Below are 14,882 nucleotides of genomic sequence, written 5' to 3' on the forward strand. Positions count from 1 at the left end.
GTCAAAAGACCCCCTCAAACCCTTTTCACAACATCTACAACCATTGAAACCCAAACCTACGCTCCAAAACTTGACCCTCCCAGGCAAAAGAAAGGGCAACCGTTTTAGCATGCTCAATCGCTTGATATAAACTGAAGTATGATTCGTCCTCATCAGCATTCCAAATGGTAATCGCTTCATATTTTGTAAAGCCTAACAGTTGCAAAAAACGCCATAACGCATGATCCATTTTAGATTCCGTGTACGGCTCTTGAAATGGATCAATATAATAACGATCTCCAGTTGTAATATGGACAACTTCTCGACTAGAAAAATAGTTTTGAATTTGTTGTTCGTCCTGAAAAAAGCCGTGAATAGCCGAACCAAGCTTAATAAGACTCGCTTGGAGGTCGACATGATATTCACCTGTCACAAAGAGATAGCGATCTGCTTCTAAAAATGAATGAATCCATTCATTTAGTTTTTGATCAAGTAAGTGAATAGGTTGATCTGTGGTGTGTGGGATTGAATGAAGGAGAGCATGCGAGTGTACTGCAGAAGAAGTGGAAGGACCCCAAATAAATTGATCTTCGGGGCATGCAAGCTGATATGTCTCCAAAAATTTATGAAGCACCTTTTCAACAGACTCTGATCGTTCAAAGGAAGAAAGTGCATGAAAAATAAAAACCGTACCCATATATCCTCCCCTTATCAGAGGATCAGTAGTACGAGGAATTTGAGAAAGCTTGTTCGTATATGAGTAAATAATAGAATAACAACCTTTATCATATTCTACATTTACTCTCCAGTTCCTCTTCGATCCACAAATTTTTATATAGTCCATCTATATCAACTGTACCTGAATTTTAGAACTTCGCACAGAATGAATCGAAATCCCTATCTTCTCTTCTTTTCACGTATATAGTAGGAAAGAATGGACCAAACTCCTGCTGCCATCACGCCAAGTAGTAATCCAACCTCAATCCATGCAATCCAATAATTACCCATCACTTGAAAGGCCATTGTATTTTTCACAATATCCCATCCATCGGCAATCGTTGAAATCATAATATAAAAAAAGCTAAAAATAAGGACCATCTGCTCTAACTTTAACCTTCGTTTACTCTCTTCCATCTCCAACATCGTCGTCATCGCATCCAGCTCCAAATGAAGCTCGTCCATTAGTTCTTCTATTCGATAACTACGACGAACCATCTCGTATAGACGAGCAATATGTGTAATTCGGCTTACTTGTTTAAAGGAACACCTCAACGTAAAGAAAACCATTCTTTTCTTTAGTTCCCGTACCTCAACAAAAGCTTGTTTCTCTTGCCCATCCAATTGGTGGGGTAAATGAGAGGCTAGAATCGAAAAATATTGTAGGGAGTAAAATTGGTGTAACGTTAAGACATACATATAAAAGTAATTACTTTTTAAATTTTGTTGGTTTTCTCCTAATAGAAATTCATTTGAATCCTTATTATTGGTCAAGTGGCACACGTGAGCTATTCCCTCTACTGATACACGCCAGTAGCTATTCTGAAAAATCCTCATCGTCTCCTCATCTTCATTCAACTCGATTCGGGGAGGATTATGTATCTCGTGATAGGTCCTACTCAACAAATATAAGCTTTTCATAAACTCGCGATGATCCGAAGGTTGGTCCATTTCTTCTAAGGCAACCGCGTTGTACACGAGAACATTTTTCGTAGATCCGTATCTTGATTCAAATAAAGTTGCCACTTGTATTTGCTTAAAAATCTTATGCATACATCTACCTAGATTACATTGGACCGGATAACGATCATACTTTTGTAACTTTCGCACAAACCGTTCAGAGCTTTGGAGAAATTGCTTCACATAATAGTTATTTTGAATGAGGTCAGATAAATCTTGCCCCTTAGGATATGCGATCGAAATAGTTAGAAATCCAATCTGTGTCTCAAACAAAATTAAACTTACTTCACATAGATAAAGTTCGTATTCATAATCCTTGTGTCCAAAAGAAATAATCTGATTTTTATTAGGAAGATCATATTTGGTGCAACCATCTTGTGTTAATACAAAACGAGATCCAATCGATTGATTATCGCTGGGACCCGACTGTATCAATCGATCAATATGATGAAACAAACGCTTGCCCGAGATATTTTTTACTCTCCATATCTTCCCATCCGTATCCCTACCAACTTCTTCCTCCAAATCTTTTGTTAATTTTCGATAAGAAGCGTTATAGGCAAATGGTACCATCATCTTTGTAATCTGTCGTTCCACTATTGCCTTCATATACATTCTCCGTTAACAGATGGAATTATAATAAATACCTAAAGAATTATACTACCATAAAATCATAAAGCAGATAAAATCCTATTAAAATGGTTTCACCAATCTTTGTCGAATAATACCTATGGCTAGGAAATTATCACTTTAATTTCCTATTAAAACTAAAAAATCATATAAAATAGAAAATTTTATATAAATATACAATTCATTATGTTACAATTTACATGTATTAAATTAAGTTCACGCATTTAGAGGAGGAAGTCTTTTGAGAAAAACAGGAACTATTGTGCTAAGTACCTTGCTTGCCGTCTCTGTTTCTAGCCTAGGATGGCTCTCTCCCAGTGCAGAGGCAGCTACATCAAAAAAGTTGTCTAAGCAAATGGAAGAAAAGATTGCCAAATTAGCAAAGAACAAAGTGTCGAAATATATCGATACGAAATCTAGGAAGTCTGTTGATGTCATCGTTCAGATGAATCAACAACCAGTTGGAGAAGTGGTTAAAAACCATAAGCAACTGAAATCTTCTCCAGCCAAAGATTATCAAATGCAGATGAAAGAAGCACTCAATCAAGCTGAGAAGAAGCTCACAAGGGTAAACTCAAAGGTAAAAGTGAAACAGAGATTTGATACCGTCTTTTCTGGTTTTGCTGTTTCCGTACCCGCGAACCAAATCCATAAATTAGCCGCAATGCCTGAGGTAAAAGCAGTATATCCTGCCTTAAAGTATAAAGCTTTAGGCACCGGCAGTTCTACAGTAGGCGCACCTGAAGTTTGGAAACTGAAAGATGCACAAGGTCTTCCTGTGGATGGCAGAGGAATCAAGGTAGCTGTAATTGACACAGGAATCGACTCCAATCACCCTGATTTAAAGAATAATTACATCGGAGGATATGATGTAGTGGATCGGGATAATGATCCGCAGGACGAGCAAGGTCACGGTACTCATGTAGCAGGTATTATTGCCGCAAACGGTGAGGTCAAAGGAGTAGCACCCGAAGCTTCTCTCCTAGCTTATCGCGTTTTAGGAAATCAAGGTGGAACGACAAGTGATATCTTAACCGGGATTGAAATGGCAGTCAGAGACGGTGCAGATGTGATGAACCTCTCACTCGGAGCAAGTGCGAACTATCCTGACGATCCTCTCGTATCAGCGCTAAATCATGCAGCTAAAATCGGTGTTTCTGTAACAGTTGCAAACGGAAACTCTGGCGGAGATGCATGGACAGTTGGTGTTCCTGCAACGGCTGATAAGGTAATCTCTGTAGGTGCTTCCACTCTAGAAAAAGAGTTCCCGAAATTCGAAGTGGTTGGAACAGAGACCTCCTTTGATGGCGCTCAACTCACCAAGATGAAATTCCCTAGCAACTCTCAGTTTGAAATAGTCGATGTTGGATTTGGCTCTCCACTTGATTACAAGAAAGTAAATGTAAAAGGAAAGTACGTACTGGTCCAACAGGGAGCAGCAAAGCAAGATATCTATGTATCAAATGCTCATAAAGCCGGAGCAACCGGAGTTCTTTTATATATGAAAGGGCAGGAGCAAGAAGCACTACAAGATATCGAGGCTAGCTTAGAAAATAAAATCCCTGCCGTACAATTAGCAGCAAAAGATGCAACCCATCTAAAAGCGTCACTAAAAGCTGGTAAAACCATTGCGTCCTTGAAAGAATACAAACCTTACGAGTTTATGGCCGAATTTAGTTCACGTGGACCTGTTCATGAAACATGGGCAGTGAAACCAGATGTTGTAGCTCCCGGTGTGGCTATTAAAAGTACTGTACCAGGGGAAGAAAAGTATGCAGAATACGATGGGACAAGCATGGCAGCCCCACAAGTAGCTGGAGCAGCAGCTTTACTCCGTCAAATGCATCCTGATTGGACACCTGAAGATGTAAAAGCATCTCTTTCCAATACAGCAAAAACATTAGCAGACATAACCGGAAAACGCTATGATGTAATGACACAAGGCTCAGGTCGTATTGATATCCCGAAAGCAATTCAGGCAACTACGCTCGTCACACCGAATAACTTCACATTTGGTCTTGTAAAACCAAACAGTGGAGAAGTCACGCTCGAGAAGAAACTTACCGTTAAAAATACAACTGGAGCAAATCAAACCTATACGAGCCGTGTTGAAATGACTACAAACACGGGGATTCAAGTTCAAGCCCCAAATCAAATAGTAGTGGATGCAAAAAGTCAGGAAGATCTTACTGTAAAAATCACAGTAGATAGTTCCCTTCCTCGTGAAGTCTACTCAGGCTATCTCTACTTAACAGGAGGGAAAGAAGAGCTAAAAGTTCCATTTACCTTTAGCATCGACCCTGCCAGCTACAACCGTGTGAACTACTTAGGTGTAAGTGACCTTATATTCTCACCAAATGAAGATGGAAAAGAAGAGTCTACTACCCTTTCCTACTATATTCCTACCGTCGCCAAACACCTAAACTTCTACCTACGAAATCTGGATGATGAAAGTAAAGTAAGCTTGATCCATCAAAGTGAAAACGTTGGGTCCGGATGGCATGGTATGAAGTGGACAGGAAATACAGTGGATAAAAAGGCAGTTCCAGAAGGAATCTATGAAATGCAAGCAGTAGCATCCGATGATGAGATAGAAAGCTCTACTGCTGCTCTTGTATTAGTAGACAAAACAGCACCCGTCATCACAGCAAATCTCAACGAAGAAGGTCAAAAAATTAACCTGAAGATCGAAGATTTCCTAATGCAGTACAACTACATTTTCAAAATGTTTGGCTTAGCACAAGATGATCTTGTAAAAGTAGAGTACATCCTTGAAGGAACAAACGACCGAGTACGCATTCCTCTTGATGAAGAGAAAATGGAGATCGAAATCAAACCAGAATGGCTTGAGTCAGGCAAGACAAGCATGACCATCCTTGCCACAGACGATGCTGGAAACCAAACCAAAACGAAAGTAAGTCTCACGAAGTAAATCGTTTCATTATATGAAGAAACCACTGATCTGTGCTATGATCAGTGGTTTTTAGTCTATTTTTCCAAGCGAACCTGTAATCCTAACTTTTCGATTTCATCAAAAAATGTAGGACATGTTTTCGATATACATCCAGGATCTAGGATTCTCACCTGCGGGACCTTCGCACCAATTAAAGCCAAGGACATAGCCACACGGTGATCATCGTACGAGTTACATTCAGCCGCTAGTGGCTCACCAGGGTAAACGGTTATTCCATCTTCACGTTCTTCTACTTGTATCCCCATTTTGGTTAAACACTCTGCAATAACACCTATCCGATCTGATTCATGATTCCTGATATGTGCTACTTCATGAATGGATATAGGCCCATCCGCAAAAGGAGCTATAGCCGCAAGAGTCAACGTCTGATCAGACATCTCTCTCATGGAAATGTCAAAGTTCCCTTTTAGTTGTTTTGTACCTTGTAATTCAAGGAACCCTTCCCCTTTAACCACTGTACACCCCATTCTTTCCAGCACATCAACAAATTGAATATCGGGTTGCAATGTATCATAAGATAGGTTGTCCACTCGAATCTTTCCATTTGTGAGCGCTGCTAAGGCAAAAAAGTAGTTCACAGTTGACGCGTCGGCTTCTAACTGGATATCCTGACTCTTGTAAGTTTTGGGATATACCTTAATGGTAGTTAGTGAGTCATCATATTCGACATGAGCACCGAACTGTTCCATCAGATCCAATGTGATTTTCACATAGGCATGTTGGACAATATGATCCACTATACAGATCGTCACTGGCTCCTCAGCATAACTACTCGCGATTAGTAACCCACTGATAAACTGACTTGATGTTTTCCCAGAGATGTTAACAACACCCCCATACATGCCCTTTCCTTCAATCTGAATTGGTAAAAAGCCGTCCTCTCCCGAATATTTGATTTGTGCACCAAGCTCTTGCAGGGCGGTAATAAGGGTGGCCATCGGGCGCTTACTCATACTAGCGCTTCCCTCCATCGTCCAGCGACCGCCTCGTGATGCCGCTAAAAGACCGGGAAGAAATCGAGCTGTCGTTCCAGCCGAACCAATGTAGAGTGTCCCGTCCTTCTTAAGCCAATCTCCATTAACTCCTTCAATGATCACTTCATCTTCATTTACTTCAATCCGAACCCCAAGCTGTCGTAAAGTATGTATACACCAGTATGTGTCGTCACTTCTAAGCACTCCAGATAGCCTAGATGTACCTTCAGCCATTGCCGCCATAATCAAAGCCCGGTTCGTCCAACTCTTACTACCTGGAACGCGAATTCGGCCATTAACAGGATGGTTAGCTGGTGATACCTCGGCTACTTCTACATCATGTAACGTCGCCCATTCAGATCTTGCTTGTAAATCCGGTTTAAAATCCCCCATATAAATACCTCCAGCAATATGATTCTTATATCATATATAATTTTATAGTAACATTGGCCATAAAAAGGTACTGAACAGAGATTAGCTATCTTTCAGTTTATGAGGAGATCACACATGAAAAAAAATAGCCCTCCTTATTCTATCATGCAGCGTATTTTATTGGATGTTTGGTCTGAAGAGTCTAGCACTAAATTCGCTCCAGAAAATCCAGCACTGGGGCAATGTGGAGTAACAGCACTCGTGATCCATGATTTATATGGGGGAGAGATCTTAAAAACACGTGTGACCGGAGGATGGCATTTTTATAACAAACTTAACAAGCAAATCCATGACTTCACAGCCTCACAATTCGATCAGAGAATCTCTTATCTTCATAAACCTTCTTGTAGAATTGAGGCTTTTGCTGACACAAATGGGCAACAATATAATTATTTGAGACACGCCGTAAGCCAAAGGATGCAGCATTACACAAGAAGAGGCAGGTATGTAGAAACAAAGGGGGAGCGTTGAGGTATGAAAATCAACCTACGAACGCTTCCCCTTTGTTCCAATCTACTACAAGACTAATTCATTTTATACATTTTACAAATGACTCTTAATCCCATCCAAGATCAAGTTAATTTGCTGAATAACTTGATCTCTCTGCTCCTGAATAAAAAAATGTCCACCACTGTATGCATATAATTCACAGCTACTAGACGTGTATAAACCCCATTCCTTCACTAGAGCTGTTGATACGTACGGATCCTCTGTCCCATAGAGCACTATAAAGGGACAATCCATTTGTTCACGATCTGCAGGAGGCTCATAAAGCTCAATCGCTTGAAAATCCGACCTGATAATAGGGAGAAAAATACTGGCTAGTTCTTCATTATTCAACATATCAGTAGGTGTTCCACCATAACCAAAAATCTTTGCTAAAAACGCTTCATCATCCAAAGTATGAATATGATTCCGTAAGGGCACATGCGGAGGATTCTTACCAGAAAGAATGCAACAAGCGGGCATAGGCTGATTCTCGGATTTTAATCTTCTCATGACTTCAAATACAATAAGCGCCCCCATACTATGCCCAAAAAAACAATATGGACCACTGTTAATCTCATTTTTGATACTTTGATAAATATCCTCAACTAACTGACTAAAATCCGAAATTAACGACTCTCCAAAACGCTTCCCTCTACCAGGCAACTCTATTGGTATCAGTTCAATATCTGCATGTAGATCATTCTTCCAATCAAAAAATACTCTTGCCGACCCTCCAGCATATGGAAGGCACAATAATTTTATTCTACTCATAAACGAAACCTCTTCTTATGTGAAATAAAAAACACAATAACATATGCAGTTAAAATTTGCAATTAAAAATGATAGCAATTTATAGAATTTTAATCAATACTATGACTTATGTCGCTCTACAAAGAAAACTCAATCTCCAAAATCGGAAACTGAGTTCTCCTATTCTCTCCCTATATCCGATCCTTCTTCGGCACGTTCCGATAAAATTCGTGAAATAACTTAATCAAGGCTCGCTTCTCAATCCTCGATACATACGACCGCGAAATTCCTAGCTCCTTCGCAATCTCACGCTGCGTCTTCTCATCTTCATTCAACAAACCGAAACGCCAACGAATCACCTCTTGCTCACGCTCATCGAGGATGTGGATGTGGTTATAAATCTGGGTCTTTTCGATTTTTAGTTGCACGTGCTCAGCTACTTCATCTCGCTCTGTTCCCAGGATATCGATTAGGGTTATTTCATTTACACTAGGTGTTTATCTGTGTTGATATTTATCCCCCTTCTAAATATAGCTATTGTTCACTATCGGTATTTCTTGTCCCTATAAATGATCGTGGTCAATTGATTGCCATAGACGTAAAATCAGGCTCTTTAATTCTTCTATTCTGATACTTCTTTCTTCTTCTGTGATTTTAGGGGGAACTAGATGAATCGTTGTTTTTCCTATTTTATATGTTACATCGGATCGCTCATCTTCTTGCAACGTACATCACCTCGATAAACTGTATGCAGAAGACAAGAAGTTTTGACATATATTTATACACAGAGGAGGACTTTTTATGGATAGAGTCGCGATTTATCTGCGAAAATCACGTGCGGATCTAGAGGCGGAAACACGCGGTGAAGGTGAAACCCTTGCGAAACATAAGAAAGCATTGCTTCAATTAGCTAAAAATCAAAACCTAAATATCGTAAAGATCAGACAAGAAATTGTATCTGGGGAAAGCCTAATCCATCGTCCAGAAATGATGGAACTATTAAAAGAGGTTGAAAGTGGGCTCTATGATGCAGTATTGGTTATGGACGTAGATCGGTTAGGTCGCGGGAACATGCGTGAACAGGGCTTAATTTTAGAGACATTTCAGAAATATAACACAAAAATTATTACCCCTCGTAAAACGTATGATCTTCGGGATGAATGGGACGAAGAATATAGCGAATTTGAAGCTTTCATGGCTCGAAAAGAGTTGAAGATCATTAATCGGCGCCTGCAAGGTGGAAGAGTCCGCTCTGTAGAGGAAGGCAATTATATTGGCACTCGTCCCCCTTATGGATATGAGATTCAAGATGACAATAAGAGCCGCTATCTGATTCCAAATCCAGAACAAGCAACCGTCGTAAAGATGATTTTTAACTGGTATACACATGAGGACCCGAATCAAAGGATTGGGTCTAATAAGATTTCTAACGAACTGAATGCACTTGGCTATAAAACCTACCTTGGGAACTTTTGGAACAGTTCTAGTGTACTAAATATCATCAAAAACGCTGTATACGCCGGACGAATTCAATGGAAGAAAAAAGAGCATAAAAAAACAGGAGATCCTCTCAAACGTCGTGAAGTCAAAACACGTGCTCAAAGTGAATGGATTGATGTTCAAGGAAAGCACGAACCATTGATTCCTATGGAAACATACCAAAAGGCTCAACAAATTTTAAAAAAGCAATATCATGTCCCTTACCAACTCGAAAATGGAATCTCTAATCCATTAGCTGGATTAATTAAATGCGCAAAATGCGGCTCCTCTATGGTTTTAAGACCCTATACAAATCAACTTCCTCACCTCATGTGTTATAAAAAACCATGCAAAAACAAAAGCTCTCGATTTATGTACGTAGAAGAACGTTTAATCGAAGTATTACATAGTTGGTTGGATCAATACCGTTTAACATGGAACAAAAAAGATCGCCCCGAGAGCTCTTCTTACAATATTGAGCTCAAAGAAACGACTCTACGTAACCTTCAACAGGAAACCCGAAATCTGGAGAGCCAAAAAGACAGGCTACACGACCTACTAGAACGAGGAATCTATGATGAAGAAACCTATATGAATCGCTCTCAACACATCTGCAATCGAATCAGTGAAGTACACCAAGCATTAGAAAAAACACTCATCGACCTCGAAGAAGAACAAAATCGAGCAAAAGCACAAATCGATATTATCCCGAAAGTTGAACACGCCCTAGATATCTATCCTCTACTACAAGACGCCAAACAAAAAAATGCCCTGTTAAAAGGCATTTTGGACCACTGTATGTATGATAAGGAAAAGCATCAATGGAATAACGAGTTTACACTAACTGTGTATCCTAAGCTCTAATGTTCGCTGTACATTCCAAAGAGAAAAGGGAGCTATCCTATTCTGAAACCCTTAGGACGCTCCTCCATCATTTTGAGAACCTTCAATGTTCTACTTGCTATCTACTAAATCTCTTTTTAATACGTCCCAAATAGGATTATTTTGACGTATAGGCTTTCCATCTTGATCCCATTTAATTTTTCCGGTCCCTAATTCGTAATCCATACCTGTCCAAGTATCTTCACGAAATGCATAGAAAGACTTGTGCCAACCATGTTGATTAAAGATTGAGATTAAGTCTCTCATGTATCGCGAGGCTCCTGGAATAGTACGATTCATCCCGAATTCCTCAGCCATAATTCGATTGGCAGGAATATGATTGCTCTGAGCCCATGTTTGAATAGGCTGTAAGAATGTGTTTAACTCATTTTTATTCCACATGATCGGTTTTTTATTTTCTCCCACCTCTACAACTCCGGGGTACTTATACTTCTTCTCTTGACTTTCACCCTGGCTGGTTAGCTCATAGGGCTCATACATGTGAAAGGCATAAAGCGTTTTATCATCGTTAACTGGTTTGAGATATTTGAACGCCCACGGGGTTGCATATAAACCGGAATCCAAAATAACAGGTGTGTCTGTGTCTACTTTCCGAATGGAACTCACAACTTTTTGATAAAACCGGTTTAGGTCAGCAGGTGTTCCTTTCACCTTGGAATACCATTTTTCGTAATCCTCTGTCCAAAAATCATTGAATTTATTTTTCTTAGATGTTTCTGGATGCGGTTCATTAATAATATTGTATCCAACGACAGCAGGGTGATCTTTTAATTCGAAAGCCAAGTCCTGCCAAAATTGACTAGCCTGTTCCTGATATTTTTCTTCTTCCCAGATTCGATCATCATTTTGGTTGTTATTAAACTGACGCCAACGATCTCCTGGTAATGATAACATGGTAAGAACCACTTTTATCCCCTGTGATTGTGCTGTATCTAAATCCTGCTTTAATTTTGCTAGATCTTCCTTGACCAATCCTTGATAGTTATCCGCATTGCCTATCAGAAAGTCCTTTCCTGATCGATCCGGTTTGTCCTCGAATAAAAAATCTCTATCTTTTGCCCATTTATCTGGAGCTAAACGTACATATTCAATTTTGGCTTCTTTGGCTGCTTTGTAACTTTCAGGGAGTGAAGTACTATTCATAAAATTAGTTCCTGTCCGTTTCTGGTTCCAGAAATTGATTTTGGACTCTACCTTTTTACTGGGCTCAGCCCTCACCGCTATGCCTTGTATTCCTAAGCTTATGACTCCTATCAACGTGATTCCAAGTATCATTTTTTTCATGATTCGCCTTCCTTTCTAGATAATCGTTTCTCATCTAGTATAGATGGCCGATGTGACACGAATGTTACAACTGAGATGGAGTATTTTGATGGAGATGTGCACATAAGTCCTAATAGTCCAAATCGGCGTTAGGAAGAATACTCTTGTTAGCAGTGTTGACAGAATGATATTAGATAGATATAGTATTTATTACAGACTACGTAGTCGGTAATAAAATAAGAAATGGGTGAATGTCATGGAAACAAAATACGGACTTCAACCGAAAATTCCCTTTGGCTTCAAATCTTTAGCAGGGTTTATCCTTATTTTTGTCATTTGGCAAGGTGGCGCACTTGTCTGGGTAAATCTTATGAATATGTTAATTCCAGCTACTCGATCTGGATTTCCTAGCTATATCACGCTATTGTTATCTTTTGCGTTTTTGATTCTCGGTGTCTTTCTGATCACTAGATATTTTTTCAAGATTCCGTTTCGATCCTTTTTGTTTGAAGGAAAAAGGCCTGGCTTCCGTAAGTTTGCGATTTATTTTTCCTGGTACTTTTTAGCGCTGATCCTATACTTGATTATCGATATAGCTGTACATCCCCAAGCTTTTACCTTTCACTTCAAACTGCTTCCATGGCTAAGCGTATTCCTTGTCGCCGCGCCGTTAATTTTGTTTCAATGTGCTGCTGAAGAAATTTTGTTCAGAGGCTATCTGTACCGAATGTTCAGATCATTAAAAGCTGGCGCATTCTGGTCCATTTTCATCACCTCCATTCTATTCTTCTTAACGCATGGTTTTAATCTTGAAATGCTAAATAATGGTATTTGGGGACCTTTATATTACCTACTAGCATCCTTCTCTTTGGGAGTCGTCGCTTACCGTACGAATGGTCTGGCTGCTTCTACCGCGATCCATTTTGCAGGGAATCTATTCCATATGACCATTTGGGGATATGGTGCATCAACAGCTAAAAGTTTTGGTCTGGAAAATATTGTTTTCCGCCACACGTTAGACACTCGCTTTCTATTCTTTGGGATGCTTATTATTTGGATCTCATACGGCGTTTTTCAACTTTTCAAGTATAAAAGGAATCGTTCATACGGTTCTGGGAGGAACTCATGACGAGAAAACGATTATCAGCAGATGAATCTAAAAAAATCATCCTAACCCATGCCAAGGAGTTATTTATTGAAAAAGGCTATGACCGGGCTACCATGGATCACTTATGTACATCCACACAAATGAGTAAAGGAAACCTCTATCATCATTTTAAAAATAAGGAGGTACTCTTTCTCCAATTACTTAGCCAGCATGCTGAAGAAACCTCGCAAAAGTGGCTTGATTCACTGGAGCATTCCGCATCTCCTAGCGAACAGCTACTTGCCATTGCTGGCTTACTCGGAAGAGATTGTGAAACTCCCTTGCTCCCGGCAATTGCAGAGTATGGCAAGACGCTTTCCAGTGAATCCGAGAGTTTAGCGACATTAAAAGAGATCACGGAGATAACCTATCGCGCCATACGGCAAGTGCTACAACAGGGAATTGAGAAGGGCGAATTTATAGATGAAGATATTGAAGACCTATGTTTCGGAGTGATGTCAACGTTGTCTGGTGCAACACAGCTTTGCCTAACGATGCCAAAATTAAGTGGTGACGAATATGCAGCTCTGCATACCAATGCGATCAAACTGCTTTTAAAGGGGATTTCCGTTAAGGAAAATTAATTCCCTAGCTTAGTAAAGACACCTCTCTTCCACCTTAAGATTCATCATTACATCCTAAAGAAGCTATCTGCTTGAAGTAGATAGCTTCTTTTATCTTTATCTTCTGTCAGATAGTAGAAGGAACCTATCTAATATTGACGAACGTATTAGTAAATGCTAATATTCATGGCGAATCATATGAGTACATATTAATACGATTAGGAGGTCAATATGGCTCACAGTTCTATAGATGTGAAAGTCAAATTTATTCGTGGCTTTGCAGATAAAACTCGGCTTCAAATTTTGGACAGCATCAAGAAACATGAAAAAACCGTCTCACAAATTGTAGAGGAAACCAACGGAAGTCAATCGAATGTTTCTCAACATCTAGCATGTTTAAAGGGTTGTGGAATCATTATTAGCAGACAAGAAGGAAAGTTTATGTATTATCGTCTTCGTCATAATCAAATCCGTGGATTGTTGGATATGTTCGATGATGTTTTATCACATGTTCATGACGAAGTTACGAGTTGTAAACGGAATGATCAATGTTTTGATTAAGAATGAGCGAAAGTGGATGGAGGAGAAATAAGGTGAAAAAAAAGAAGAACCAAAAAGGTAACAAGAATATACAAACATCGTATAAACCGCTTGTGATAGGCACACTTATTACGTTAGCTCTGGTAGTCGGTATATTTGTTCTAGCAGATATGAGAAATAAAGAAAATCTAGAAGCCATAAGGAAAGAGCAACCTAGCTTAGTCAGTCAGCCTGTACTCGGAAAAGAGGATGCTCCCGTAACCATTGTAGAATTTGGTGATTACAAATGTCCTTCCTGTAAAGCTTGGAGCCAAAAAATCTTTCCACAGCTTAAAAAAGACTATATTGATACTGGAAAAGTGAAACTTGCATATATTCATGTTCTGTTTCATGGAGAAGAATCCACGCTATCATCACTAGCAGCTGAATCAGTATTTGCTCAAAACCCCCAAGCATTTTGGAAGTATAATAAAGCTTTGTTTGATGCTCAACCGGATGGAGACCATGATGGTCTATGGGTAACACACGAAAAGCTATTAGATCTTGCAAAAATACATACTCCAGAAATTGATCTCACCAAGCTAGAAAATGATATAAAGGAAAAAAAGACATCAAATCAAGTAAGTGTAGATGCAGGTTTGGTCCAACAATTCAAAGTCGAACAGACTCCAACCATGATGATTAATGGTATTGAACTGGATAATCCTTTTGATTACGAGAAGATCCAATCCATCATTGATAAGGAATTAAATAAGAAAAAATGATGGTCGATTTCCGTACGTTAAAATGGTAAAACACTATTCGAGTCATCATTACCACTCCTTACTATGACCTAGTGAATTCATTACTTGAAGAAAAGAAAGAGGAGCTATCCTATGCTTAAGCACATTTAGGACGCTCCTAGAAGTATTAAACATACTAATTTAAAATTTTATGCCTATACCTGATGGGTTACTTCCTACTGTAACGGTAGCAAGTACTGTATTGGTTTTCCCATCTATAATAGAGACATTATTGCTTAAAAAATTAGAGACATAGATTTGATTGGTCGCCGAGTTTATATCTAAACCTAATGGGTTACT

At 39.3% G+C, this 14,882-nt stretch carries 14 protein-coding genes and 1 pseudogene; 7 read left to right on the top strand and 8 right to left on the bottom strand.

Going from position 1 to position 14,882, the window contains the following annotated elements:
* Positions 1-34 precede the first annotated feature (34 nt).
* On the bottom strand, positions 35-676 hold the full coding sequence (locus BT147_RS09860; RefSeq protein ID WP_072334449.1) for a hypothetical protein: 642 nt from the start codon (positions 674-676) through the stop codon (positions 35-37).
* A gap of 200 nt (positions 677-876) precedes the next feature.
* Positions 877-2,265 carry a hypothetical protein gene (locus BT147_RS09865; RefSeq protein ID WP_072334452.1) on the bottom strand — a complete coding sequence of 463 codons (1,389 nt, stop codon included), beginning with the start codon at positions 2,263-2,265 and terminating at the stop codon, positions 877-879.
* Positions 2,266-2,527: 262 nt separating this feature from the next.
* Here BT147_RS09865 and BT147_RS09870 point away from each other — a divergent pair, with 262 nt between their 5' ends.
* A complete protein-coding gene (locus BT147_RS09870) occupies positions 2,528-5,218 on the top strand; it encodes a S8 family serine peptidase (RefSeq protein WP_072334455.1) in 2,691 nt (896 codons plus the stop codon).
* A 56-nt stretch (positions 5,219-5,274) separates the two neighbouring features.
* On the opposite strand, the gene aroA is transcribed toward BT147_RS09870, so the two are convergent.
* Complete coding sequence (gene aroA, locus BT147_RS09875; protein ID WP_072334457.1) at positions 5,275-6,627, bottom strand: 3-phosphoshikimate 1-carboxyvinyltransferase; 1,353 nt, start codon at positions 6,625-6,627, stop codon at positions 5,275-5,277.
* A gap of 114 nt (positions 6,628-6,741) precedes the next feature.
* On the opposite strand from aroA, the gene BT147_RS09880 reads away from it, so the two are divergent.
* Entirely contained in the window at positions 6,742-7,137 is a 396-nt protein-coding gene (locus tag BT147_RS09880) for a YunG family protein (RefSeq protein WP_072334460.1), read from the top strand.
* A 72-nt stretch (positions 7,138-7,209) separates the two neighbouring features.
* Here the strand turns inward: BT147_RS09880 and BT147_RS09885 are convergent, their stop codons facing one another.
* The 3 genes and pseudogenes from BT147_RS09885 to BT147_RS15535 form a co-directional block, all read right to left on the bottom strand.
* Entirely contained in the window at positions 7,210-7,926 is a 717-nt protein-coding gene (locus BT147_RS09885; RefSeq protein ID WP_072334462.1) for a thioesterase II family protein, read from the bottom strand.
* Between the two features lie 170 nt (positions 7,927-8,096).
* A pseudogene (locus tag BT147_RS09890) lies at positions 8,097-8,390 on the bottom strand (sigma-70 family RNA polymerase sigma factor); the annotation flags it as partial.
* A 78-nt stretch (positions 8,391-8,468) separates the two neighbouring features.
* Complete coding sequence (locus BT147_RS15535; RefSeq protein ID WP_177239776.1) at positions 8,469-8,630, bottom strand: hypothetical protein; 162 nt, start codon at positions 8,628-8,630, stop codon at positions 8,469-8,471.
* A gap of 76 nt (positions 8,631-8,706) precedes the next feature.
* Here BT147_RS15535 and BT147_RS09895 point away from each other — a divergent pair, with 76 nt between their 5' ends.
* Positions 8,707-10,248 (top strand): recombinase family protein, encoded by a 1,542-nt coding sequence (locus BT147_RS09895; RefSeq protein ID WP_072334468.1) that lies wholly within the window; start codon positions 8,707-8,709, stop codon positions 10,246-10,248.
* 90 nt (positions 10,249-10,338) lie between these two features.
* Here BT147_RS09895 and BT147_RS09900 read toward each other — a convergent pair whose 3' ends face one another.
* Positions 10,339-11,571, bottom strand: coding sequence for a glycoside hydrolase family 5 protein (locus BT147_RS09900; protein WP_072334471.1), 1,233 nt, complete (start codon positions 11,569-11,571; stop codon positions 10,339-10,341).
* Positions 11,572-11,806: 235 nt separating this feature from the next.
* Here BT147_RS09900 and BT147_RS09905 point away from each other — a divergent pair, with 235 nt between their 5' ends.
* The 4 genes from BT147_RS09905 (at position 11,807) to BT147_RS09920 (ending at position 14,564) form a co-directional block, all read left to right on the top strand.
* On the top strand, positions 11,807-12,679 hold the full coding sequence (locus BT147_RS09905; RefSeq protein ID WP_072334474.1) for a CPBP family intramembrane glutamic endopeptidase: 873 nt from the start codon (positions 11,807-11,809) through the stop codon (positions 12,677-12,679).
* Positions 12,676-13,281, top strand: a complete 606-nt coding sequence (locus BT147_RS09910; protein ID WP_072334477.1) for a TetR/AcrR family transcriptional regulator — start codon at positions 12,676-12,678, stop codon at positions 13,279-13,281. Before BT147_RS09905 ends, BT147_RS09910 begins: the two co-directional genes overlap by 4 nt.
* Before the next feature lie 210 nt (positions 13,282-13,491).
* Positions 13,492-13,821, top strand: coding sequence for an ArsR/SmtB family transcription factor (locus tag BT147_RS09915; protein WP_072334480.1), 330 nt, complete (start codon positions 13,492-13,494; stop codon positions 13,819-13,821).
* 32 nt (positions 13,822-13,853) lie between these two features.
* Positions 13,854-14,564 (top strand): DsbA family protein, encoded by a 711-nt coding sequence (locus BT147_RS09920; RefSeq protein WP_286119315.1) that lies wholly within the window; start codon positions 13,854-13,856, stop codon positions 14,562-14,564.
* Positions 14,565-14,723: 159 nt separating this feature from the next.
* On the opposite strand, the gene BT147_RS09925 is transcribed toward BT147_RS09920, so the two are convergent.
* Positions 14,724-14,861, bottom strand: a complete 138-nt coding sequence (locus BT147_RS09925; RefSeq protein ID WP_143187975.1) for a hypothetical protein — start codon at positions 14,859-14,861, stop codon at positions 14,724-14,726.
* Between the last annotated feature and the right edge of the window lie 21 nt (positions 14,862-14,882).

Origin of the sequence: Thermoactinomyces sp. DSM 45891 (assembly GCF_900119485.1) — a bacterium.
GTDB lineage: Bacteria > Bacillota > Bacilli > Thermoactinomycetales > Thermoactinomycetaceae > Baia.

Coding starts and splice junctions, on each gene's coding strand:
- BT147_RS09860 (WP_072334449.1), bottom strand. CDS start 676: ATGGGTACGGTTTTTATTTTTCATGCACTTTCTTCCTTTGAACGATCA.
- BT147_RS09865 (WP_072334452.1), bottom strand. CDS start 2,265: ATGAAGGCAATAGTGGAACGACAGATTACAAAGATGATGGTACCATTT.
- aroA (WP_072334457.1), bottom strand. CDS start 6,627: ATGGGGGATTTTAAACCGGATTTACAAGCAAGATCTGAATGGGCGACG.
- BT147_RS09880 (WP_072334460.1), top strand. CDS start 6,742: ATGAAAAAAAATAGCCCTCCTTATTCTATCATGCAGCGTATTTTATTG.
- BT147_RS09885 (WP_072334462.1), bottom strand. CDS start 7,926: ATGAGTAGAATAAAATTATTGTGCCTTCCATATGCTGGAGGGTCGGCA.
- BT147_RS09895 (WP_072334468.1), top strand. CDS start 8,707: ATGGATAGAGTCGCGATTTATCTGCGAAAATCACGTGCGGATCTAGAG.
- BT147_RS09900 (WP_072334471.1), bottom strand. CDS start 11,571: ATGAAAAAAATGATACTTGGAATCACGTTGATAGGAGTCATAAGCTTA.
- BT147_RS09905 (WP_072334474.1), top strand. CDS start 11,807: ATGGAAACAAAATACGGACTTCAACCGAAAATTCCCTTTGGCTTCAAA.
- BT147_RS09910 (WP_072334477.1), top strand. CDS start 12,676: ATGACGAGAAAACGATTATCAGCAGATGAATCTAAAAAAATCATCCTA.
- BT147_RS09915 (WP_072334480.1), top strand. CDS start 13,492: ATGGCTCACAGTTCTATAGATGTGAAAGTCAAATTTATTCGTGGCTTT.